This window comes from Enterovirga aerilata (assembly GCF_013044135.1).
GTDB lineage: Bacteria > Pseudomonadota > Alphaproteobacteria > Rhizobiales > Beijerinckiaceae > Enterovirga > Enterovirga aerilata.
Map to the genome: position 1 here is coordinate 225882 of NZ_JABEPP010000006.1, position 18557 is coordinate 244438.

28 protein-coding genes are annotated in these 18557 nt (G+C 65.6%); 24 read left to right on the top strand and 4 right to left on the bottom strand.

The annotated features are described in order from the left end of the window. Positions 1–59 precede the first annotated feature (59 nt). The 4 genes from HJG44_RS20545 to HJG44_RS20560 form a co-directional block, all read right to left on the bottom strand. Entirely contained in the window at positions 60–389 is a 330-nt protein-coding gene (locus HJG44_RS20545; RefSeq protein WP_171220208.1) for a hypothetical protein, read from the bottom strand. Then, positions 389–2128 (bottom strand): terminase large subunit domain-containing protein, encoded by a 1740-nt coding sequence (locus tag HJG44_RS20550; protein WP_171220209.1) that lies wholly within the window; start codon positions 2126–2128, stop codon positions 389–391. The genes HJG44_RS20545 and HJG44_RS20550 overlap by 1 nt, the downstream gene beginning before the upstream one ends. A gap of 64 nt (positions 2129–2192) precedes the next feature. After that, positions 2193–2606 (bottom strand): hypothetical protein, encoded by a 414-nt coding sequence (locus HJG44_RS20555; protein ID WP_171220210.1) that lies wholly within the window; start codon positions 2604–2606, stop codon positions 2193–2195. Next, on the bottom strand, positions 2603–3112 hold the full coding sequence (locus tag HJG44_RS20560) for a RuvC family protein (RefSeq protein ID WP_171220211.1): 510 nt from the start codon (positions 3110–3112) through the stop codon (positions 2603–2605). Before HJG44_RS20560 ends, HJG44_RS20555 begins: the two co-directional genes overlap by 4 nt. 469 nt (positions 3113–3581) lie before the next feature. Here HJG44_RS20560 and HJG44_RS20565 point away from each other — a divergent pair, with 469 nt between their 5' ends. The 24 genes from HJG44_RS20565 (at position 3582) to HJG44_RS20675 (ending at position 18557) form a co-directional block, all read left to right on the top strand. Continuing rightward, positions 3582–4154: a hypothetical protein gene (locus tag HJG44_RS20565; protein ID WP_171220212.1), complete on the top strand. Its 573-nt coding sequence runs from the start codon at positions 3582–3584 to the stop codon at positions 4152–4154. A 196-nt stretch (positions 4155–4350) separates the two neighbouring features. Then, positions 4351–4890: a hypothetical protein gene (locus tag HJG44_RS20570; protein WP_171220213.1), complete on the top strand. Its 540-nt coding sequence runs from the start codon at positions 4351–4353 to the stop codon at positions 4888–4890. A gap of 137 nt (positions 4891–5027) precedes the next feature. Beyond that, entirely contained in the window at positions 5028–5801 is a 774-nt protein-coding gene (locus HJG44_RS20575; protein WP_171220214.1) for a hypothetical protein, read from the top strand. After that, complete coding sequence (locus tag HJG44_RS20580; protein WP_171220215.1) at positions 5801–5956, top strand: hypothetical protein; 156 nt, start codon at positions 5801–5803, stop codon at positions 5954–5956. The genes HJG44_RS20575 and HJG44_RS20580 overlap by 1 nt, the downstream gene beginning before the upstream one ends. A 211-nt stretch (positions 5957–6167) precedes the next feature. Beyond that, a complete protein-coding gene (locus HJG44_RS20585; protein WP_171220216.1) occupies positions 6168–6422 on the top strand; it encodes a hypothetical protein in 255 nt (84 codons plus the stop codon). Positions 6423–6520: 98 nt separating this feature from the next. Beyond that, positions 6521–6931 (top strand): hypothetical protein, encoded by a 411-nt coding sequence (locus HJG44_RS20590; protein ID WP_171220217.1) that lies wholly within the window; start codon positions 6521–6523, stop codon positions 6929–6931. Continuing rightward, on the top strand, positions 6865–7134 hold the full coding sequence (locus tag HJG44_RS24490; RefSeq protein ID WP_430395082.1) for a DUF551 domain-containing protein: 270 nt from the start codon (positions 6865–6867) through the stop codon (positions 7132–7134). Before HJG44_RS20590 ends, HJG44_RS24490 begins: the two co-directional genes overlap by 67 nt. 66 nt (positions 7135–7200) lie before the next feature. Continuing rightward, positions 7201–7734 carry a hypothetical protein gene (locus HJG44_RS20600; RefSeq protein ID WP_171220219.1) on the top strand — a complete coding sequence of 178 codons (534 nt, stop codon included), beginning with the start codon at positions 7201–7203 and terminating at the stop codon, positions 7732–7734. A gap of 73 nt (positions 7735–7807) precedes the next feature. Further along, entirely contained in the window at positions 7808–8137 is a 330-nt protein-coding gene (locus tag HJG44_RS20605; protein ID WP_171220220.1) for a transposase, read from the top strand. A gap of 578 nt (positions 8138–8715) precedes the next feature. Beyond that, positions 8716–10053: an SNF2-related protein gene (locus tag HJG44_RS20610; RefSeq protein WP_346767229.1), complete on the top strand. Its 1338-nt coding sequence runs from the start codon at positions 8716–8718 to the stop codon at positions 10051–10053. Between the two features lie 11 nt (positions 10054–10064). Then, positions 10065–10694, top strand: a complete 630-nt coding sequence (locus HJG44_RS20615) for a hypothetical protein (RefSeq protein WP_171220222.1) — start codon at positions 10065–10067, stop codon at positions 10692–10694. A gap of 4 nt (positions 10695–10698) precedes the next feature. After that, positions 10699–10965, top strand: a complete 267-nt coding sequence (locus tag HJG44_RS20620; RefSeq protein WP_171220223.1) for a hypothetical protein — start codon at positions 10699–10701, stop codon at positions 10963–10965. Continuing rightward, complete coding sequence (locus HJG44_RS20625; protein ID WP_210261252.1) at positions 10965–11141, top strand: hypothetical protein; 177 nt, start codon at positions 10965–10967, stop codon at positions 11139–11141. The genes HJG44_RS20620 and HJG44_RS20625 overlap by 1 nt, the downstream gene beginning before the upstream one ends. A gap of 213 nt (positions 11142–11354) precedes the next feature. Beyond that, positions 11355–11483, top strand: coding sequence for a hypothetical protein (locus tag HJG44_RS24095; RefSeq protein WP_281411556.1), 129 nt, complete (start codon positions 11355–11357; stop codon positions 11481–11483). Beyond that, positions 11483–12031 (top strand): DNA N-6-adenine-methyltransferase, encoded by a 549-nt coding sequence (locus HJG44_RS20630; protein ID WP_210261253.1) that lies wholly within the window; start codon positions 11483–11485, stop codon positions 12029–12031. The genes HJG44_RS24095 and HJG44_RS20630 overlap by 1 nt, the downstream gene beginning before the upstream one ends. Continuing rightward, entirely contained in the window at positions 12028–13182 is a 1155-nt protein-coding gene (locus HJG44_RS20635) for a DUF2800 domain-containing protein (RefSeq protein WP_171220225.1), read from the top strand. Before HJG44_RS20630 ends, HJG44_RS20635 begins: the two co-directional genes overlap by 4 nt. Position 13183: 1 nt before the next feature. Then, complete coding sequence (locus tag HJG44_RS20640) at positions 13184–13597, top strand: hypothetical protein (protein WP_171220226.1); 414 nt, start codon at positions 13184–13186, stop codon at positions 13595–13597. 11 nt (positions 13598–13608) lie between these two features. Next, positions 13609–13833: a hypothetical protein gene (locus HJG44_RS20645; RefSeq protein ID WP_171220227.1), complete on the top strand. Its 225-nt coding sequence runs from the start codon at positions 13609–13611 to the stop codon at positions 13831–13833. Between the two features lie 44 nt (positions 13834–13877). Further along, complete coding sequence (locus tag HJG44_RS20650; protein WP_171220228.1) at positions 13878–14468, top strand: ssDNA-binding protein; 591 nt, start codon at positions 13878–13880, stop codon at positions 14466–14468. A 196-nt stretch (positions 14469–14664) separates the two neighbouring features. Then, the gene (locus tag HJG44_RS20655) at positions 14665–15171 is read left to right on the top strand and encodes a hypothetical protein (RefSeq protein WP_171220229.1); all 507 of its coding nucleotides are present in this window, start codon (positions 14665–14667) and stop codon (positions 15169–15171) included. A gap of 1 nt (position 15172) precedes the next feature. After that, the gene (locus HJG44_RS20660; protein ID WP_171220230.1) at positions 15173–15706 is read left to right on the top strand and encodes a phosphohydrolase; all 534 of its coding nucleotides are present in this window, start codon (positions 15173–15175) and stop codon (positions 15704–15706) included. Next, positions 15706–17856: a DNA polymerase gene (locus HJG44_RS20665; protein ID WP_171220231.1), complete on the top strand. Its 2151-nt coding sequence runs from the start codon at positions 15706–15708 to the stop codon at positions 17854–17856. The genes HJG44_RS20660 and HJG44_RS20665 overlap by 1 nt, the downstream gene beginning before the upstream one ends. Positions 17857–17875: 19 nt before the next feature. Next, positions 17876–18343, top strand: a complete 468-nt coding sequence (locus HJG44_RS20670; protein WP_171220232.1) for a dATP/dGTP diphosphohydrolase domain-containing protein — start codon at positions 17876–17878, stop codon at positions 18341–18343. Further along, positions 18330–18557: a helix-turn-helix domain-containing protein gene (locus HJG44_RS20675; protein WP_171220233.1), complete on the top strand. Its 228-nt coding sequence runs from the start codon at positions 18330–18332 to the stop codon at positions 18555–18557. Before HJG44_RS20670 ends, HJG44_RS20675 begins: the two co-directional genes overlap by 14 nt.

Genomic DNA, 18557 nt, shown 5'->3' on the forward strand with positions numbered 1-18557 from the left:
CCTCGCCGTGACCGGACGGATATAGGGAGCCATTCCTACACCCGGAAAGGGGCGGGTGGTCAAATCTTCCTAGCGAATAAGGCCGCGATCTTCGGGTTGTCGTAGAACACGGCCTGAAGCTGATTGGCGAGGCGCCGCACGATATGCTCCTCGTTCGGCGTCTCACCGAGGGGCAGCACGTAGCCCGTATAGAAGCAGGCGTGCAGGATCTCGTGCAGAAGGGTGTTCAGGGCCTCGTCACGGCTCACGCCGTCCGTGCAAATGGCGATCTCGTTCGCGTCGTTGTCGCAATAGCCGTAGCTCTTGTCCTCGCGAGCCTCGCGTTCGGACATCCTGCGCAGCCGATACCGCTTGTAGCCGACCTTCACGTGGCGCGGCAGGTCGATCATCACCGAACCCCCTTGATGTTCCGTTTGAGCGGCTGCCCCCGCACCCAATGCGAACCTGTGCCGCCCACACGCGACGCCACCGACGCGAAGGTGAGGCACAAAGCGTCGGCGCGGTCGGGCGAGCGCAGGCCGCGTTTCTTCATTTCGGCCTTGCCCTCGACTTTGAGCTTGCCGTTCGAGGTGAAGCTGTAGGTCGGCGAGACGAGTTCCTGCCGAAGGTCGTCGTCCTGTGGCAGCTTGCACGCTCGCGCGCGCAGCCAATCGCGCACCGCGAGCCACAATTCGTCGCGAAGCTTCGCCGCCTTCGGGTTCATGGCGGTCGCTTCAGACACGTTCACGTCGCGGCAGTTGAAGCCGAGTTCGCGCAGGCGATCCGCGACACCGGCACCGATGCCGATGCTATCGACGAGGATCTCGTAGGGCTTGTCCGAGCGCGCCTGAATGCCGTCCTCAGCAAGCTCGTTCACGACCGCGCCGACGAGCGCCATGGTGTCGAGGTTTCGCCACACCTTCAGGGGCAGCACGACGTTGCCGATCCGCCGGCAGAGCACCGACCTGTCGTCGCCGAACCGCGCGCAGTCGAGACCGTACAGGATCGTGTTCTTCGGGTCGTGCGCGATGTCGCGGACAATCGCCGCGTCCACGAGTTCGGCCGCAATGAGCGTGTCGTCGTCGCGCGTCGGGAACTCGCCGAGAACGCGCACCCGATAGGCATTCGACTCCTCGCCGTAGGTCTCGGCCGTCTGCTTGATGAAGTCCGGGCTGACGAGCCGGTTCTTCAGGGACGACCAATGCAACGTGAACCACGAGCCTTTCAGTTCGTGGTGCGTCCTGAAGAACAGGCCGCTCGTGCGGGTCGGGTTCGAGATCAGGACTGTATGCGCCGAGTGGCCCGACATCGAACCCGAGGCGCTCTCGAACACAGGCTCGGGCACCGCCGACGCCTCGTCCACAATCAGCAGGACGTGCTCGGCGTGGATACCCGCGAGGGCCTCGGGCCTGTCGGCCGACGACGTGCGGGCCGAGATAAACGACCGCTCGGGTGCCGCGAGGAGGACGACACGATCTGAGAACACCTCGAATAGGCCGCGCAGCACGGGTGGCAGGGCCGCGATCCACCGCTTCAACTCGGCGAAGAGGGCGTCGAATAGCTGCCCGGCGGTCGGCGCGGTGCAGACCGTTTTCTGCGGGAACCGCGTCAGCATGAACCAAATCATGCCCCACGAGCACGCGGTCGATTTTCCGACGCCATGGCCCGCGCGAATGCTGATCCGCCGCTCGCCGCGCGCGAGAGCGGTCAGGAACTCCTCCTGATCCTCGGTCGGCTCGGCTTTCAGCACGTTCCTAACGAGGCCGACCGGATCGTTGTAATAGCGCCGCCGAAACGCGATGAAGAACGCGTCCACGACTTCGGGGGATGCGTCAGGCTCGGGATCGGGCGGCAGGGCTTTAGAATTGTCCGCAGACGGCCGTTCGGGCTCGAGCGGGTGTTCGGATACCGGCACCGGCGCCTCGGGCGTCTCCTGCGCGATTTCTGCGATTTTTTCGGCCGCCGGGGTGTCGGGGGAAACCGGGGCCGGGGGGAGGGGGGTGGTCTCGGGTGTCGCGTTTTCGTTGGCGGGGTGTAGCGGATCATCCCCCCGGCTTTCGCAGGCGCGGTCGAGGGACCCGACGAGGGCCGGGGGGCCTCCGGGCCTGCCGGCCCGTCGCCCGCGCTTGCCTGCCTTCGGGGCGCTCACCTTCTGCCTCTTCGCGAGTTCACTTGTCATAAAAGCAAGTTGGCTCGCCTTATCTATCAATGACTTAGGCGGGCTCATGGTCAATCACAGTACCCGAAGATACCCCATTCCCGTCTAGCAGCGCCTTCAGGTGGCTCTCGTGTAGGTTTAAAGTCCTAACGTCTGCCTCGACAGACTGAACCGGCTTCCCGTATCCCCGATCAAGCAGGATGTTCACGGCCTGAAGCCGCACCTTCATTGCGAGCTTGCGGTCGCGGATTGCTTCGAGCACGACCGCGAGAGCTTCATCCGTATGCGCGCGGGCCGCTTCCCGCAGATCCTTCGGCATCGCGGCGCCACGGCCGCGCGGATTGAGCGTCGGCCCGCCTTTCACGAGCTTCCCGTCAGGCCGGCGCATCGGCACGGACGAGTTCCCGCTAGTTTCCACAATCTCAGACTGTGAAATGGTTTCACGCCCCACAACTGTGGAATTGCTCATATGACGCCGGCCTTTACACCATAGAGCGCAACCATTGCGGCCTCGGCCCGCCCGTCATGTCGCGACAGCGGCCAATGCGCATCGGAGCCGCCGAACAACTCCGTTGCCCGAGCACGCGACAGCCGCTTATCGGCAGGCGCCCGCATGGCGCGCTTCCACACTGCGGGCGCCACAAATTCCGGCACGATGCCCGCCGCGATTAGCGCGGCCTCGATGATGCCCGCGCCTCGCCCGAACGAGAAGGCGCCGCTAACACCCATGCCGGGCGCCGCATTGACCGCTTCCACAATTGCGCCCGAGATCGGACGAGCCGCCGCGAGATCCCGGACGAGCCGCACGAGCCCGCCCGCGTCAATCTTCTGTTTGCGCTTGCCTCGCACCTTGGCGCCGACCTTCGGCAGATCCTCGCACCGCTCGACAATAGCCGCGCCGTCATCACCGATGTGCAGCACCGCGAAAGCCCCGCCTAATCCCGGATCGCAACCAATCACATACCGCGTCGTCATAGGACGATATTCAGTGACGACGGCACGCTGCGCAATACCCGAAACGGTCAATTTCTCGCCCCACCCCGCACCGACCCCGGCACGAGCCCCGCGCGGCTTGCCTTAGAAGCCTGCCTTGCTTTGCCTTTTTCCTACCTCCCCGTACAACTCCCCTATATCCCCCCTATACCTCCTCTATTATACCATCCATCCTTATAAGGTAGGGTAGGGTAAGGCATATAAGGCAAGCTCAAAAGAGCGTTATATTTCAACACGTTATGGCGCCTGAGAATCGGGTGATCTCCCGAGGCTGCCTTAAGGCCACGCCCAAATCGGCGCGTGCCGAAATTCGCGCAATTCAATTTCCGCAATTTGCCTCGGGTCGGATCGAGTTTTTCGCCTGCCCTCTTGCCTCCCCTCCCGATACCCGATATACATGGTGTCGCGACGGCGCGAGACAGCGCCGCGACACTGCCAAGAGGTTACAGCGATGTCTCTTCCCGCCTTCTCGGGCCTTTGCACCTATGGCCCGGCCGCGACTTTAGAGCTTCCCGGCGGCTACACTGCGCAGGCGCGCATTCAGTATGACGACAGCATGGGCGAGCCGTGGAAAGAGCACGACGGCCATGGCCCCGTGACCGATTGGCGCCGTGCGAGCTACCGGCACGGGCGCCCGGCGAAATCGCCCGGTGAACGGCTTCTCGTTTCGGATGGTAGCAACGCGCGCTTCTATGACTTCGCCGAGGCCGTGCGCATCGCGTTGCGCGACGGATGGGGATGTGAGGGCGGACGGAAGAAAGGCGAGACGGCGCGCGCCTATGCGGCACGTGCGGCAGAGGCCGATTTCCGGCGCCTTCAGGCATGGTGCAGCGGCGAATGGCATTGGTGCGGCGTTGTCGTGACCGTTTTCAAGGCCGGGATCGAACTCGGCTCGGCCTCCCTTTGGGGGATCGAAAGCGACGCGGGCGACTATCTCGCCGAAGTCGCGAATGAGCTTCTCCCGGAAGCTCTCGACGATGCGAAAGCCCGCGTGGCCGAACTCGCCGAGGAACTCGCGGCATGATCGAAGCCGCAACCTTCCTCGCATGGGCGTGCTTCCTCTGCCTCATGGCAGAGGTTGCACGGCTCGTCTCACACGGTCCCGAGTAGGGTAGGACAAAAAAGCCGTAAATCGGGTATTGTCTTCTCGTGATACCCGAAATACATAGTGTCACAAGACGGGCCGCTAGAGCCCGCCGCAACTGCCAAGAGGTCACACGATGAACACCGACAACCGCACGCTCGAAATCCGCATTGACGAAGCCGCGCGGCGCCTCGTTCAGAACGAGGTGATTGCCTGCCTCTCGTCCCTCGTTTCGACCCTCGCGGAGGGCTACGGCGATACGGGCAACCCTATCTCAGGCCGCCGTTCGGCATTGGCGGAACTGACGGAGGAAGCCCTAGAACTCTGCGCTCCCGTTCAGGATTGGGAGGAGGCCGCGTTGCAAGCCGGCATCGAGATCCGGGAGCGCAATTCCCTCTTCTATGCCGACCTGAAGGGGATGCGCCACGAAGGTTTCGGCACGAAGGAAGCCGCAGCGAAGGCCGCGTGCGAGGCCGAAGGCGTCGAGCCTTATGAGTGGGAGGTGTTCGAGCATTGGGCGGTGTCGGGATGGCTCGCCCGGCGCCTCGAACAAGCGGGCGAGCGCGTCGCCTATGACTTCGCCGGCTTCCCGGCCGTTTGGGCTCGCACGACGACCGGGCAGGCTATCGCGGCTGATGGCGTCATTCGCGAGATCGCTCGCGAGATCGCCGCCTAACAGCACCGCACCACAGCAAATAAAAATCCGGGTATCGTGCAAAAACCGCTTGCGGTGATACCCGATACCCGATACACACGATGACGCCACGGGTCGCGGATCACGACGAACCGGGCAACTGCCAAGAGGTCACACCGATGGATACCGTCTCAATCGAGATCCCGTTTCCCGGCTTCTATCACTCGATCCTGTCGGACGAACTCGACTACGTGGAAGAGCAAGAGATCGAGTATTTCGCCGAGCACAGGCAAGCCGAGGAAGGCGTGCCGGAAGAGCTTAGGCTAGACGCCTTCGAATACGGCGACATCCTCATGCGTCACACCGACTATTCGGTGGCGCACGAACGGGTCGCGAAGGCATGGGTTGACGGGTTCAACCTTGTTGCCGAAGAGATGCTCGGGTTCAATCCCGGCTTCGTCTTTGAGGAGACGACGAGCCCGCGTGAATACAATTTCGAGACGGATCGAGTTTTCGCGCGGTGCCCGGTCGATACGGTTCGCAAACTGCGGGCGATGGTCGATCCTGACCGCCTCGCCGAAGTGATGCGAGAGCGCCACACATCCCGCAGCGGGTTCATTTCCTTCTACTCGCCCGACCTCGCCGATTGGCCGGACGACGTGACCGAATGGGACCACAACCAACTCGGCACGCTCCTGCGGGCCTGCCTGCCTGAAGACGACCGGAGCGAAGAGGGCGTCACGTGGCGCGTGTTCTACGCCATCACGGACGACGGCGGTTTCTATTGGGATTGGAGCGAAGCCGTCGATTGGAAGGCGGTTGAAGCGGCCGTGAACGAGGCCCGCGACGAGAAGCTTGCCGAGATCCGGGCGGATGATCCCGATTACGAGGCGCCCGCGCCCCGGTGTCCGTACACGGGCGACCTGTTCAGGTTCGCGGAAAGCCGCGCGTGATGCCTGACATCTACATTCATGGGGCTGTTTCTGCGGCCCGTCGCGTCCTTCTCGACGCGCAGGCGCATGCCGCCGCAACCGTGATCGTGGCGACGTTTTCGGTCGCCCTCGCCGCCCTCGCGATGATCGGCGCGGCCTTCGCCATCTGCCTGTGAGGCTCCGCCATGAGAGGCCCGACCATACGAAACGCGAAGGCGCGGGACGCCCTAGCCCGGTGCGGCAAGTCTGTCCGCATCGTGGGTGGCAAGCGGCACCTGAAGGTGTTCATCGACGGCCGTTTCGCCGGCATCACCTGCCGAACGCGCGGCACCGAACATCAAGAATTCAATACACGTAACCTTGTGGCTCAGATCAGGAGGGCTAGCCGTGCAGGATAACCGCAGCATGGGCTGTGCGGACGAGCGCACGCCAAAGTTTATCAAAGGTGACAAGGTGGTGAAATTCACGGGAGAGGCGCGATGGTTCGGCGAAGTGCGCGACGTATATTGGACAAAACGCGGCTCTGTTCGCTACGTCGTCGAAGTCGAGCCACAGGGGTTTCAGATGATCGCGGCACCGTCGCAGTTGAGAGCGGCTGAGCAAGGGGAGAGCTACCTGTCTGTTCTGTACACGAACGAATGACGCCACGGCCGGTGGCCGGTGCGCCGGCCCCCCACCGTGGCGCCATTCCGGCGACCACAACAGCCCGAATGGACGGGCGAAGGAAAGGACACGCTGCCATGACTACCGAGTTTCCCACGCCCAAGGGTTTCGCCGCTGTGACGGTCGATAGCCCCGAGGGCGCCTTCCTCGCCGACCTCTGCGATAAGGTTTCGCAGGGCCTCGCCGCCATGATGGACATCGCCTGCCGCGCCGGCATCAATCCCGAGGGCGTGGCGCATCTCATGGCGTCCTGTTTCGGTCAGACGGTCGGACGGATCGCGGCCGGCGAAACCTTCGACCCCGAGATACGCGATGCCGACCGGCCGAAGCTGATCGGGCCGCATTCGCAGGCCGAGTTCGCGGACGCGCTCTGCACGGCGGTGCGGGCGAATATCGACCTCGCCTTCGCGCAGGCACGGGCGTGGTACTCGCCCGAGAACAAGCAGCGGCGCGAGTTCATCTCCGCCCCCGTCATGGGCTCTGCCTGACCGAGACGGCCCCGAAGGACGGGACGGATGTTCTGTTGCTCCTTCGGGGCCGGCATCACGTCATAGCTCATTGGTTTGAGCCTTGGACGTGTTGGCTGATCGGCGACGATCCGAGATACCCCGAAGAAGAAGAGGAGCGGTTTGGGATTGGACAGAACGTTCCGACCCACTGGCGCCCTCTTCCTGCCCCACCTCCCGCCTGACCTCGCAACAGCCGTGCGGAGTGGGTATATATTCCGCACACTCCCTTAACTTGTGAGGACATTCCTATGAACGTGAACATGAACGCCGTGGCGAACTTCATGCGCGCCTACGGCTATTCCGAGGATCTCGTGCGCAAGGGCCTCGACGCCGCGCAGGGCGCGGCGGACGAGAATGAGGCGCTCGAACGGGCGATGTCCGCCATCATGTACGGCCCGGCCGACCTCGCCGCCGGCAAGCGGTTCGTCGTGCCGCCCGGCATTGATTGGGCGCGCGAGTTCCACGAGGACCGGCGCGACTTCGGCGAGGCCGCGAACCCGGATAGCGGGCTCGCCCGGACCTACCGCGAAGGGCAGGAGGTGCCCGACTACGAGGCCGAGGCGGCACCGCACGACGAGCCGGTGCCGCATACGCCCGAGCCGCCCTACGACGAGCGGCCCGAGGCCGAGAGCGTGAACGAGTTCGAGGGCAACGGCGACGACGAGGCGCAGAAGATGTTCTTCGCCGAAGCCGAGGCCCGCGAAGCCGAGAGCGGCGCCGCGTCTCTCGACGAGGTGCCCGACGAGGCGCCGAAGCGCACGCGCCGCAAGCGCGCCGCGTAACCCGAGATCGGGCGCGGCAGGGAGGCCGCGCCCACTCCCCTTTCCTCTCACCGACGATGCGGAAACCGTCACCATGCAAACCGTGAAAGAATGGCCGCCCGAGGTGCGCGCCCGTGCCATCGAAATGTCCCGCCTGCACGGCATGGCGGAGGCGGCGCGGCTGCTGAACGTGCCGCGATCCACGTTGCGAGATTGGGTGTATCGTGCTAACGGCCGCTTCGAGGAAGCGCAGGAGGAGGATCGCGCGCAGTTCATGCGCGACGCCGCCGCCCGACTTGCCGAGCGCGACGCGCGCAACGCACGCCTGCCGAACTTCAATATCGCCTATGACTACCTCGGCGATCCACCGCCCGGCAGGTCTGCGCTAGATCAGAAGCGCGGCCCCCGCCATGTGCTGCACTAGGTTGTGGCCGCCGCGTAGAGTTTCACAGGTCGGATCGGCGCATGGCGCCGATCCCTCACCCCCGCCGATGGGCCGAAAGGCCGCGAGGTTCAGGTCGGCGGTGGGTTTTCCCACTGACCTCATGGCAGAGACTTAGCCCGGCCGCCTCGTGCGCGCCGGGCCTTTTTCGCTTGACACATAGGAATGAAAGACTAAGAGAACGAACCGTGAACAGACCGAATTCCTATGGAACCTCGAAACGATGACGACTTGTCGCAGGACACCACCCCCACCGTTTACAATCACCCATCATCGTTAACCGCTTCAACTTCCACGATTATTCGCGGTATTCGATGAAAGACGATACCCGCATAACAGGGTTTGCGAAAACGCCGCCTTCGGGTATCCAACTCACACGGACGTGAACACTAATGATTTGCGCCGTACTGCCATGAGGCGGGAAAACCCGCCGTCGTTACCGAGTAAACCGAGCCGAGGGTGAACCATGACAACCGTATTCCCGGCATCTCTGCGAAGCATTCCGTGTGGCGCATCCGCGCCGCGCGCGTGAACACCTTTCGCAGCGGGGTACATCCGTCGTGGTCGATCTCCGGCCATATCAGATCGAGGGCGTGGACTTCCTTCGGGACCGATCCGCGATCCTCGCGTGGGAACCCGGCGTCGGAAAGACGTTCGCTTTGATCGGCGCGGGGGCGCGCGTCGGGTTCCCACAACTTTACACCTGCCCGGCCCACCTGCGGTTGCAGGTCCGCAATTCTGCACTCGACTTCGACCCGACGCTCAGGGTGCAGGTGATCGAGGGCCGTGATCCCGAGATCGACGACCGCGCGGACATCGTGATCGCCTCCTACAATGGCATCGCGGGCGACGAGCGCGACGTGCGGCTGTTCCGCTCCGCGTTCAAGCGTCGGTGGCGGTCGCTCGTGCTCGACGAGGGCCACTACCTCAAGAGCCGCGACGCGCGCCGCACGAAGGCGATCTACGGCGCCCGCACGACCTCCAACGGCGCGCTTTTCCGCCGGGCCGACCGTGTGTGGGTTGCGACCGGCTCGCCTGTGGTCGCGCATCCGGCCGACCTGTGGACGCACTATTCGCGTCTCTTCCCCTTCGCCGTCCTGAACGATGCGGACGAGCCGCTGACCTACGACGAGTGGGTGGATCGGTACTGCATCACGAAGCACGACGGGTTCGGCGAGAAGATCGTCGGCGCGAAGAACCTCGACGACCTCCGCGAGAACCTCGCACCATTCATGCAGGTGCTCCGCTCGACGGACGTGCTCGACCTCGCGACGCCGACGATTGACACGATCCCGCTCACGCCGGCCGGCATCAAGCGCGGTTACACGCCCGTGCTCTCGCCCGAGGCGCTCGCGCAGATCGAACGCTGCCTCGACGCGGATGCCGGGCTCGACGAACTTGCGGTGCCGCTCGCGACCGAACGGCGCCTGATCGCCGAGGCGAAGGCGGCGGCCGTGGCGGATGCCATCGCCGACGAACTCGACGGCGGCCGGGACAAGATCGCCGTGTTCGGGCACCACCTTCAGGCGCTCGACATCCTCTACCATCGGCTCTCGCGCTTCGACCCGGTGCTCTACACGGGCGGCATGGCGCCGGCCACCAAAGAGGCGCGCAAGAACCTCTACATCAACGAGCCGCGCTGCCGCGTCTTCATCGGCAATATCGACGCCGCCGGCATCGGGCTCGACGGGCTTCAGACCGTCTGCGCTCGCGCGATCTTCGCCGAGGCGTCGTGGTCCGAGGTGATGAACGATCAATGCGTCCGGCGCCTGTGGCGCTCAGGGCAGACGCGACCCGTCCATGTGAGCTTTGCTTCCCTTGCGGGGAGCATAGACGAGCGCGTGCAGAAAGCACTCGCTCGTAAGGCGAAGATAATCGCCAATATCATGCAGCCATGAGGTGCCCCAAAATGCTTGACCTGAACACCGTTAAATCCGAATGCCTCGCCGGGATGCTTGCCATCGGCAAGGATACGGCGACCGATCCGAAGACGCGGCTCGACGCCTTCATGGCCGTGATGCACGCTGCCTCGTTCATGGGCGATCCGGTCCTGACCGGCGACGAGATCGCGTTCGCGCCCGATCCGGCCGCGCCGACGCCCGAAGATGTGCAGGCTCGCGTCGAGGAAGTCGCGGAGAAGGCCGGGGTCGAGGTGACGGCGCCGAAGCGGCGCGGTCGCAAGCCGAGGGCCGAGGGAACCGAGGCGAAGGCCGAGGGGCCGCAGCCTGAGATCCGCGCCAACCCGGAAGATCGGCGCGAGGACCGTGCCGCGACCGTGACGGAGGCCATCCGGGGCGCCAAGGCCGACGAGGGGCCGAATTGGGACGATCCTATCGAGGACGAGCCCGAGATGCCCGAGGTGCCGGCCGCAACCAAGGCCGATGTCGTGGCGCTCCTGAACCTCTACTCGGCGAAGCATCCCGGCAAGGCGCAGGCCGCGCAGGCGGTGATCCGCAAGTACGGCGACGGGCTCCGCAACGTGCCCGAGGAGAAGTACGGCGAGCTCGCCGCCGAGCTTCGGGCCTACGTGGAGGGCTGAGCCGATGCAGCCCGAGATCAAGGTCCACGTCTATGACCGCACGCTGTTCCGGCTGCCGCACCGCATGGATGACCTGAAGCCGCCGAAGAACGCGGCCGAGATCGAAGAGACGGTGGTGCAGGTTGAGGTTCACCTGATCGCGGGCAAGGGCGAGACGGGCGAGCCGTCGAAGGAACTGCGTACCCTCCTCGTCCGCAAGGCCAACATCCTCGCGGCCGACGCCATGGCGGCGATCCACGCCGCCCGGCGTGAAGCGGAACTCGTGCCGTGATGGTCGAAACCGTCCACCCGAGCGACGTGACGGAAGCTCTCCGCATCGTCGTGAACCGCCTCGTCGGCGCCGGCATCGACCCGAACACCATCGTCCACTCCCTCCTGAAGGTGGCGGACGAGGTGACGGAACGGTGCCGGGAGATCGAGGCCGCGCCGAAGCAGGAGGTGTCGTGATGCCGGCGCAGAAGATCGGCTTCTGCCGTGTGTGGCGGAACTGCGTCGAATACGGCGAGCCCGAGTGGCCGAGCCATTCGTGGATGCTCGTCGAGTTCGACCTGTAGCGCGGGGGTGTAGGGGCCACCCCGCGCGAGGGTGGCGCGGCTTGTTGCGGTCGGCCGCGCCACCCACTTCGCTCCGTGATGTTACAACATAACAAATGACCCTGCCATGAGCACGAACCGCGCTACCCGCGCCGTCATTGCGCGTTTTGGCCGTTTCCTCGGCACCCTGCTTCTCGTCGGGAGCATCGGGACCGGGCTCGGCTACATCGCCGCCAAGCTTCTCGCGAGCCTGTGATGTCCGCCGCGCTCGCCGAACGGCGGGGCATGGGCGGCCACCACTCGCCCGTCCCCGAGACGCATGTGTGGCTCACGCCGCCCGAGATCCTTGAGGCGCTCGGCGGCGCCGAGAGCTTCGACCTCGATCCGGCAGCGTGCTCGGAACCGCGCCCGTGGCCGACCGCGAAACGCCATCTGACCGTCGAGGACGACGGGCTCGCGCACCCGTGGAAGGGCCGCGTGTGGCTCAATCCGCCCTATGGCGGCCCAAACATCATCGGCCCGTGGATGCGTCGCATGGCAATCCACAACCACGGCACGGCCCTGATCTTCGCGCGGACCGAGACGGATGTGTTTCAGGAGACGGTGTTCGGCCGTGCGACCGGCATTTTGTTCTTGCACGGCCGTCTGACCTTCCATCGCCCGGATGGCAGCCGTGCCGAACACAACGGCGGCGCCCCGTCCTGCCTTGTCGCCTACGGCGACGCCGATCTCACGATCCTGCAATGCAGCGGCCTCGACGGCACGCTCGTCACGCGGGGCGAGCTATGGGGGTTTGGTCGATGACCGGCCATTCGCGCTTCAGCGCCTCGGCGTCGCATCGGTGGCTCCGCTGCCCCGGCTCCATCCGCCTGTCAGAAGGCAAGCCGAACCCGGAGACGCCGTGGGCGGCCGAAGGCACCCGCCTGCACGAGGCTGCCGCCTCTGCCCTCTCGGTGTTCCGGCACGACCCGAAGGACCCTATCGCGTGGCCGGACTACGGCCTGACCACCGAACAGATCGAGGTGGTGCAGCAATACGTCCACACGATTGCCGCCGATCTCGAATGGGGTGATGTCCGGTGGGATCGCTTCCGTGTCGAGCAAAAGGTCAGCATCCCCGACCTGCATCCCGAATTCTTCGGCACGGCCGACTGCATCGTGGTCGCGGGCGGCAAGCTCACGGTCTACGACCTGAAATGCGGTGCCGGCGTCGAGGTGTTGGTCGATTACGACGGCGCCCTGAACCCGCAACTCGGCTATTACATGCTCGGCGCCATTGTGGCGCTCGGCGGCAAGGTTACGGTCGGCAACATCGAACTGCCGGCCGGTGTCCACGACCTCGAAACCGTGATCGTGCAGCCCCGGTTCGGCGGCGTGAAGCGCCGGGCCGTCGCCGTGACGGAGCTTCTCGAACTCGCGCACGACCTGTTCAAGCAGGCCATGGTCGCCGAGTTGGACGATGCGCCGCTCGCCGCCGGCAGCCATTGCCGCTTCTGCCTCGCCCGCGCCGAGTGCCCGGCCCTGCGCGAATGGGTGCGCGAGCAGGCCCGCCTTGAGTTCGGCTCGGCCGCCGACATGCCTGATCCCGACCTCTCGGCCGTCCTGCGCCTTGCGGACGTGATCGAGGCGTGGATCGCGGCCGTGCGCGAGGAAGCCCGGCGACGGATCGAGGGCGGCGAGGCGGTGCCCGGCTACGAACTGAAGCGCGGTCGCGAGGGCAACCGCACGTGGCGCAACCCCGAGGCCGCCTACGAGGCACTCGTCGAGTGGGGCATCCCCGCCGATCTCGCGGCGCCGCGCAAGCTCGTGTCGCCGGCCGAGGCCGAGCGGCTCGCCAAGATCCACGTCGGCGAGGAGATCGACCTTGCCGACATGGTGGAGCGCAAACCGGCCCCTGTGTCGGTGGTGCGTACGACTGCGGCCGACGACTTCGCGGCCGTTCCCGAGGAGGTGTGACGTGGAGAAACCCGAGATCAAGTTGGAGGACATCGACCCCGCCAACCCGACGCCCGAGGGGCTCGTGCGCCTCGCGCAGAAGGTGCCCGAGGCCGTCGAGGTGCTCGCCAAATTCGCGCTCGTGCGCGGGCTCGACGTGGGGAACGTCGGCGCGGCCATGAAGGTGCTCGCGGCGCCCATCGCGGCCTTCGCCGAAATGCTGAACGGGCACCCGGCGCAGGTCGCGCTCCGGGCCGTGCCCGGCAACCTCGTTCTGTCGGCGACCGACATCCCGCTTCAGGTCGCCCGGCAGGATCCCATCGTGACGCCTCCGCCACCCGCGAGCGGGCAGCAGGGCACGGTGCAGGAGATGGTCGATCCGGCGGCCGTTCAGCAACAACTCGACAAGGGCCGGTTCCCTGTCGGGTCACGATGATGGAGAGCCACATGATCCTGTTCGGGACGAAGACCCCGCCGAAGGTCGCCGAGATCACGGCGGCGCTTCAGAGCACGGTGGCGCAGCTTGCCGACTGCGCGACCGTTCACATGGACGAGGCCGCGAAAAAGCAGGCCGAGGCCGAACGGCTCCGCGCGGAAGCCGAGGAGCACCGCAACGAGGCCATCCTTGCGGAAAGCATCCGCGAGAAGATCGGGGCACTGCTGACACCCTGATCCCGTATTACCGTCAGCGTCACCAATAAAACAAAGGTACTGCCATGAGTGTTGAAAGGAACGGTGTTATTCTTCTCGGTCCCGGTCGTCTGAGCTACCCGCACCTCCTGAAGCCGCAGGAGACGGAGAATGGCCCGCGCTACAACACGAGCCTGTTGCTGCCGCCGACCTACGACTTCACGCTCCTGAAGGATCGCCTGAAGGCGGCGTGGATCAAGAAGTTCGGCGAGGACAAGGCGAAGTGGCCGAAGGGCGACCTGGTGCGCACGCCCGATAAGGTCATCAAGAAGGCCGAGGAGTGCTATCGCGCGGCGGACGGCTCGCGCCTTTACGGCCCTGAGTTCGACGGGTGGTTCGTCATCTCGGCGAGCACGAGCGGCGACGACGCCGGCCCGGAGATCGTGGACGCGATGAAGCAGCCCGTCACCTCGTCCCGCGAGGTGTATCCCGGCCGGTGGGCGCGGATCTCGGTGCGGCCCTACGGCTACGCCAACAAGACGCGCGGCGTCACGCTCGGGCTCGGCAACGTGCAGCTTCTCCGCCACGACACCCCGCTCGGCGGGCGCACCACGGCCGCGTCGGACTTCGACGAGGTGGCCGAGGAGATGGATGCCGACGACGGCGCTTGGGACTAGGCCCATGGCCTTCGTGTGGTTTCTCGCCGGCTGCATCGTCGGCCCGGTCACGCTCGGCGGCATTCTCCTGTCGCTCGTGGTCCGTGACCTGAACCGCTCGGACCTGCGCCACTACTGAGGCGCTCGCGGATCGGCTTCGGCCGATCCGCCTTCCCGTCTTCCCGTCCGATCAACCCCCGTTACGGAGGGCCTCGGCGTGCATAGACGCCCCGTTTACGAGACTGCCGCCGACCGTGAAAGCGAGAAAGACTTCGCACGGTGGCTCGCGGCCAAGTATTTCCCCTCATGCCATGTCGAGAAGCTGAGCATGGCCTATCGCGTGGACTTCGCGGTTTACAGCACCCACGACGGCGTGCGCCCGCGTTATCTACGCTGCTTTGTCGAATACAAGGACCGCTCGCGGAAATTCGCGTGGGCCGATTTCGAGCGCGAGGGCGTCTACCGCATCTCGCTCAACAAGCTCGCGCACGCGGCGCTCCTCTGCGAGCGCGCCGACGTGCCGTTCTATCTCGCCGTGAAGGTTAAGGACGGCACCTACATCGCTCGGCTCACGCCGGCCCGCATGGCAACGCTCGACGTATGCCATGACGGTCGAAAGGACCGCCGCGTTCGCTGCCCGGACACGGGCGAGATGATCTTCGATCCCGCAGACATGGAGCCGATGATCGAGGTGCCCGTGTCGCTCTTCGAGAAGGCGCGCTGACATGGAACGCAAGGGTGATTGGATGCAGACCTTCTCGGGTCGGCAGTTTTGGCCGCTCGACCCGCAGCCGAAGGACATCAAGCTCGTGGACATCGCGCACGCGCTGTCCATGCAGTGCCGCTACGCCGGCCACGTCAACAAGTTCTATTCGGTCGCCGAGCATTCGGTGCATGTCTCGAACGTGCTGCCGACGATCACGCTTCAGAAATGGGGGCTCCTGCATGACGCGGCCGAAGCCTACCTTGTGGATGTGCCGCGCCCGTTGAAGCCTTATCTCGCCGGCTACAAGGACGCCGAGGAACGGCTGCTTCAGGCCATCGCGGAGCGGTTCCGCCTGCCGTGGCCAATCCCGGACCTCGTGAAGCTCGCCGACAATTCGCTTCTCGCGGACGAGAAGGAACAACTCATGGCGAAAGAGCCGGCGCCGTGGGTGCTGCCGGCCGAGAAGTCGGGCGTGCGCATCAAGGCGCACCCGCCGGATGTCGCCAAGCAACTCTTCCTCATGCGCGCCGACGAACTGAAGGTGGATGGGTGATGGGCCTCACACTCCATTGCGATTTCGAGACGCGCTCGACCGTCGATATTCGGAAGGCCGGGCTCTACGTCTACGGCGCACACCCGACCACCGAAGTGCTCATGGTCGGCTTCGCGGCCAACGATGACGAGCCGGTGTGGTTTCGGCCCGGCGACAAGTCGGCGGCCGAGCGCGAGTTCAAGGATGCGCTCCGTCTCGCCGAGCGCGTCTGCGCGCACAACGCCGGGTTCGAGCGGCGGATGCTCACGGACGTGCTCGGGCCGCGTTTCGGCTATCATGTGCCACCGATCTCGCGCTTCGACTGTACGGCCGCGCGTGCCGCCATTCAGGCCCTCCCGCGATCCCTCGACGGCGCCCTGCGCGCCCTCGGGGCGAAGGTGCGGAAGGACAAGGAAGGGCACGCGCTCATGCTCCGCATGTGCAAGCCGCGCCGCACCTTCTCCCACAACGAGGAGGGCTACCCGGAGGCGCTCGCCCGCGCGCTCGACGGCGATCCGTGCTTCACCATCGACGGGCACCGCGTCATCGAATGGTGGGCGGACGAGCGCCGCATCGAACGCCTCGCGCAATACATGCTCGACGACGTGCGCGGTGAACAGGCGCTCGACAAGGCGCTCGCCCCGATGACGCCCGAGCACCGCGTCACATGGGAACTGATCGAGCACCTGAACGACAACGGCGTGCCGGCCGACGTACAGTTCATCAACGACGCGCGGTGGGCCGCGCATGTCGCCGCCGACGATCTCGACCGGCGGATGCGCAAAGTCACGGCCGGCGCCGTGCCGAAGGCATCGAACGTCGCGGGCCTGAAGCGGTGGTTGCAGGGCAACTATGGCATCGACTGCGGCGTGGCGCTCGACGACGAGCCCGAGGACGCCCCGGAAGAGAGCCTTGCGCCCGACGCGGCCGAGGAGGAGAAGCCGAAGGCCAAGCTCGACAAGAAACGGATCGGCGAGCTTCTGAAGGACCCGTCCGTTCCCGAGGAGGCGAAGGAAGCCCTCCGCATCCGGCAGCAGGCCGGCAAAACGAGCGTGAAGAAGTATCAGGCGCTCCTCGACCGGGTGTGCCCGGATGGGTGGGTGCGCGGCAACCTCGTTTTCCACGGCGCGAGCACGGGCCGCCTCGCCGGGGCCGGCGTGCAGATGCAGAACATGATCCGCGACGTGCGCAAGGATTGGGGCGTCGTTCGTGACGATCTCCTGACCCTCTCGCCCGAGGAGTTCGAGGCGAAGCATGGGCCGATGATGACGGCCCTATCGCAGATGATCCGAGGCTTCCTCGCAATCCCGGCCGATCTCGACGCCGAGTTGTGGTGGGCGGACTACGCGGCCGTGGAGGCGCGCGGCGTCGCGTGGCTCGCCGGGTGCGAGAAGCTCGTCGAACTCTTCGCCTCGGGCGGGAAGATTTACGAGGAGATGGCGCACGCGATCTACCCGCATTTCACCGTCGAGGAGATCACGCGCCGCGACAAGGCCGGCGAGGGCATCGAACGCTTCGTCGGCAAGCAGGTGGTGCTTGGCTGCGGCTACGGCATGGGGCCGCCGAAGTTCATCGTCCATTGCGACAACTTCAACGTCGCGGTGGACATGGCGACGGCGCAACTCGCCGTGCGCACCTACCGCGAGGAGTATCCCGAAATCCCCGCTTTGTGGCGCGGCCTCGAAGACGCGGCGAAGTGCGCGATCAGCAACCCCGGCAAGGTGTTCCGCTATCGCGAGATCGCGTTCAAACGCGACAAGCGGTGGCTGAAGATGCGCCTGCCGAGCGGCCGGCTGCTTTGGTATCGCAACCCGCGCCTCGTCGAGATCGAGACGGATTACGGCACCCGCGTCAACATCGAATACGACGCGGTGAACGCGGTCACGAAGAAATGGGGACCCGAGCGGACGTGGGGCGGCAAGCTCGCCGAGAACGCCGTGCAGGGCCTCTGCTTCGACCTCATTCGGGATGCGAAGCTGCGGCTGCGCGCCGCCGGCTACGACCCGATCCTCTCCGTCCACGACGAGGTGATTTGCCTCGTGTCCGGCGAGCGCATCCGCGCGGGCGCCAACGTGGACGAGATGCTCGCCCTCATGTGCGAGCTACCCGAATGGGCGGCGGGGTTCCCGCTCAAGGCGGAGGCGAAGACCGGCCGCCGATACAGCAAGTAGAGCCATGAGGAAGGGGAAGATGGCGCACTATGACTTCGTGGATACAGGCGGCAATGTCTCTGTCGTGCCGCTGCGGGGCGACAAGCCCGAGCACCTCGGGATGGCGGGCGTGAAATACGACGGCGGCAAGATCCGCTTCGACCTCGTGCCGCCGGACGCGCTCGCGGCCGTGGCGATGGTGCTGACCTTTGGGGCCGCTAAATATGCCGACCGGAATTGGGAGAAGGGGATCGACCTCGCCCGGCTCCGGGCCGCCATGATGCGGCATCTGAACCGGATCGAACTCGGCGAGGACATCGACGGCGAGACGGGCTTGCCCCACATGGCGCACGCGGCGTGCTGCGCGATGATGGCGCTCGCCTTGTGGATGCGGCAACCCACACCGCATGACAGCCGCGCCAAGAACCTGAACACGGTCACGACCGACAAGCTCTTCTCGGCGGTCGGCGGCGCCATTGCGAGGGTGCGGGGCGATGTTGCGGAGTGACGTTATCGAGGTGAAGACGGGTGCGGAGTTCTTCCGCGCCTGTGAAGAGCGGCGGCGCTCGGACGAAACCTCGTTCCGCCGCGTGTCGCGGAAGGCGGGCTACGCCCACAACACCTATCGCGGGTGGATGCGTGGTGAGCACGAGCCGCGCCTGACCACGGCACTCTCCTACGCGCAGGCGCTTGGGTTCAGGGTGCTCTTGGTCCCGGCGTGA

What these genes read in the sequence shown, in the direction of transcription:
- HJG44_RS20620 (WP_171220223.1), top strand. Translation starts at nt 10,699, where the DNA reads ATGCAGCCCGAGATCAAGGTCCACGTCTATGACCGCACGCTGTTCCGG.
- HJG44_RS20670 (WP_171220232.1), top strand. Translation starts at nt 17,876, where the DNA reads ATGGCGCACTATGACTTCGTGGATACAGGCGGCAATGTCTCTGTCGTG.
- HJG44_RS20545 (WP_171220208.1), bottom strand. Translation starts at nt 389, where the DNA reads ATGATCGACCTGCCGCGCCACGTGAAGGTCGGCTACAAGCGGTATCGG.
- HJG44_RS20590 (WP_171220217.1), top strand. Translation starts at nt 6,521, where the DNA reads ATGACTACCGAGTTTCCCACGCCCAAGGGTTTCGCCGCTGTGACGGTC.
- HJG44_RS20565 (WP_171220212.1), top strand. Translation starts at nt 3,582, where the DNA reads ATGTCTCTTCCCGCCTTCTCGGGCCTTTGCACCTATGGCCCGGCCGCG.
- HJG44_RS20675 (WP_171220233.1), top strand. Translation starts at nt 18,330, where the DNA reads ATGTTGCGGAGTGACGTTATCGAGGTGAAGACGGGTGCGGAGTTCTTC.
- HJG44_RS20605 (WP_171220220.1), top strand. Translation starts at nt 7,808, where the DNA reads ATGCAAACCGTGAAAGAATGGCCGCCCGAGGTGCGCGCCCGTGCCATC.
- HJG44_RS20575 (WP_171220214.1), top strand. Translation starts at nt 5,028, where the DNA reads ATGGATACCGTCTCAATCGAGATCCCGTTTCCCGGCTTCTATCACTCG.
- HJG44_RS20645 (WP_171220227.1), top strand. Translation starts at nt 13,609, where the DNA reads ATGATCCTGTTCGGGACGAAGACCCCGCCGAAGGTCGCCGAGATCACG.
- HJG44_RS20635 (WP_171220225.1), top strand. Translation starts at nt 12,028, where the DNA reads ATGACCGGCCATTCGCGCTTCAGCGCCTCGGCGTCGCATCGGTGGCTC.
- HJG44_RS20665 (WP_171220231.1), top strand. Translation starts at nt 15,706, where the DNA reads ATGGGCCTCACACTCCATTGCGATTTCGAGACGCGCTCGACCGTCGAT.
- HJG44_RS20660 (WP_171220230.1), top strand. Translation starts at nt 15,173, where the DNA reads ATGGAACGCAAGGGTGATTGGATGCAGACCTTCTCGGGTCGGCAGTTT.
- HJG44_RS20560 (WP_171220211.1), bottom strand. Translation starts at nt 3,112, where the DNA reads ATGACGACGCGGTATGTGATTGGTTGCGATCCGGGATTAGGCGGGGCT.
- HJG44_RS20615 (WP_171220222.1), top strand. Translation starts at nt 10,065, where the DNA reads ATGCTTGACCTGAACACCGTTAAATCCGAATGCCTCGCCGGGATGCTT.
- HJG44_RS20625 (WP_210261252.1), top strand. Translation starts at nt 10,965, where the DNA reads ATGGTCGAAACCGTCCACCCGAGCGACGTGACGGAAGCTCTCCGCATC.
- HJG44_RS24095 (WP_281411556.1), top strand. Translation starts at nt 11,355, where the DNA reads ATGAGCACGAACCGCGCTACCCGCGCCGTCATTGCGCGTTTTGGCCGT.
- HJG44_RS20630 (WP_210261253.1), top strand. Translation starts at nt 11,483, where the DNA reads ATGTCCGCCGCGCTCGCCGAACGGCGGGGCATGGGCGGCCACCACTCG.
- HJG44_RS20570 (WP_171220213.1), top strand. Translation starts at nt 4,351, where the DNA reads ATGAACACCGACAACCGCACGCTCGAAATCCGCATTGACGAAGCCGCG.
- HJG44_RS20555 (WP_171220210.1), bottom strand. Translation starts at nt 2,606, where the DNA reads ATGAGCAATTCCACAGTTGTGGGGCGTGAAACCATTTCACAGTCTGAG.
- HJG44_RS20650 (WP_171220228.1), top strand. Translation starts at nt 13,878, where the DNA reads ATGAGTGTTGAAAGGAACGGTGTTATTCTTCTCGGTCCCGGTCGTCTG.
- HJG44_RS20600 (WP_171220219.1), top strand. Translation starts at nt 7,201, where the DNA reads ATGAACGTGAACATGAACGCCGTGGCGAACTTCATGCGCGCCTACGGC.
- HJG44_RS20580 (WP_171220215.1), top strand. Translation starts at nt 5,801, where the DNA reads ATGCCTGACATCTACATTCATGGGGCTGTTTCTGCGGCCCGTCGCGTC.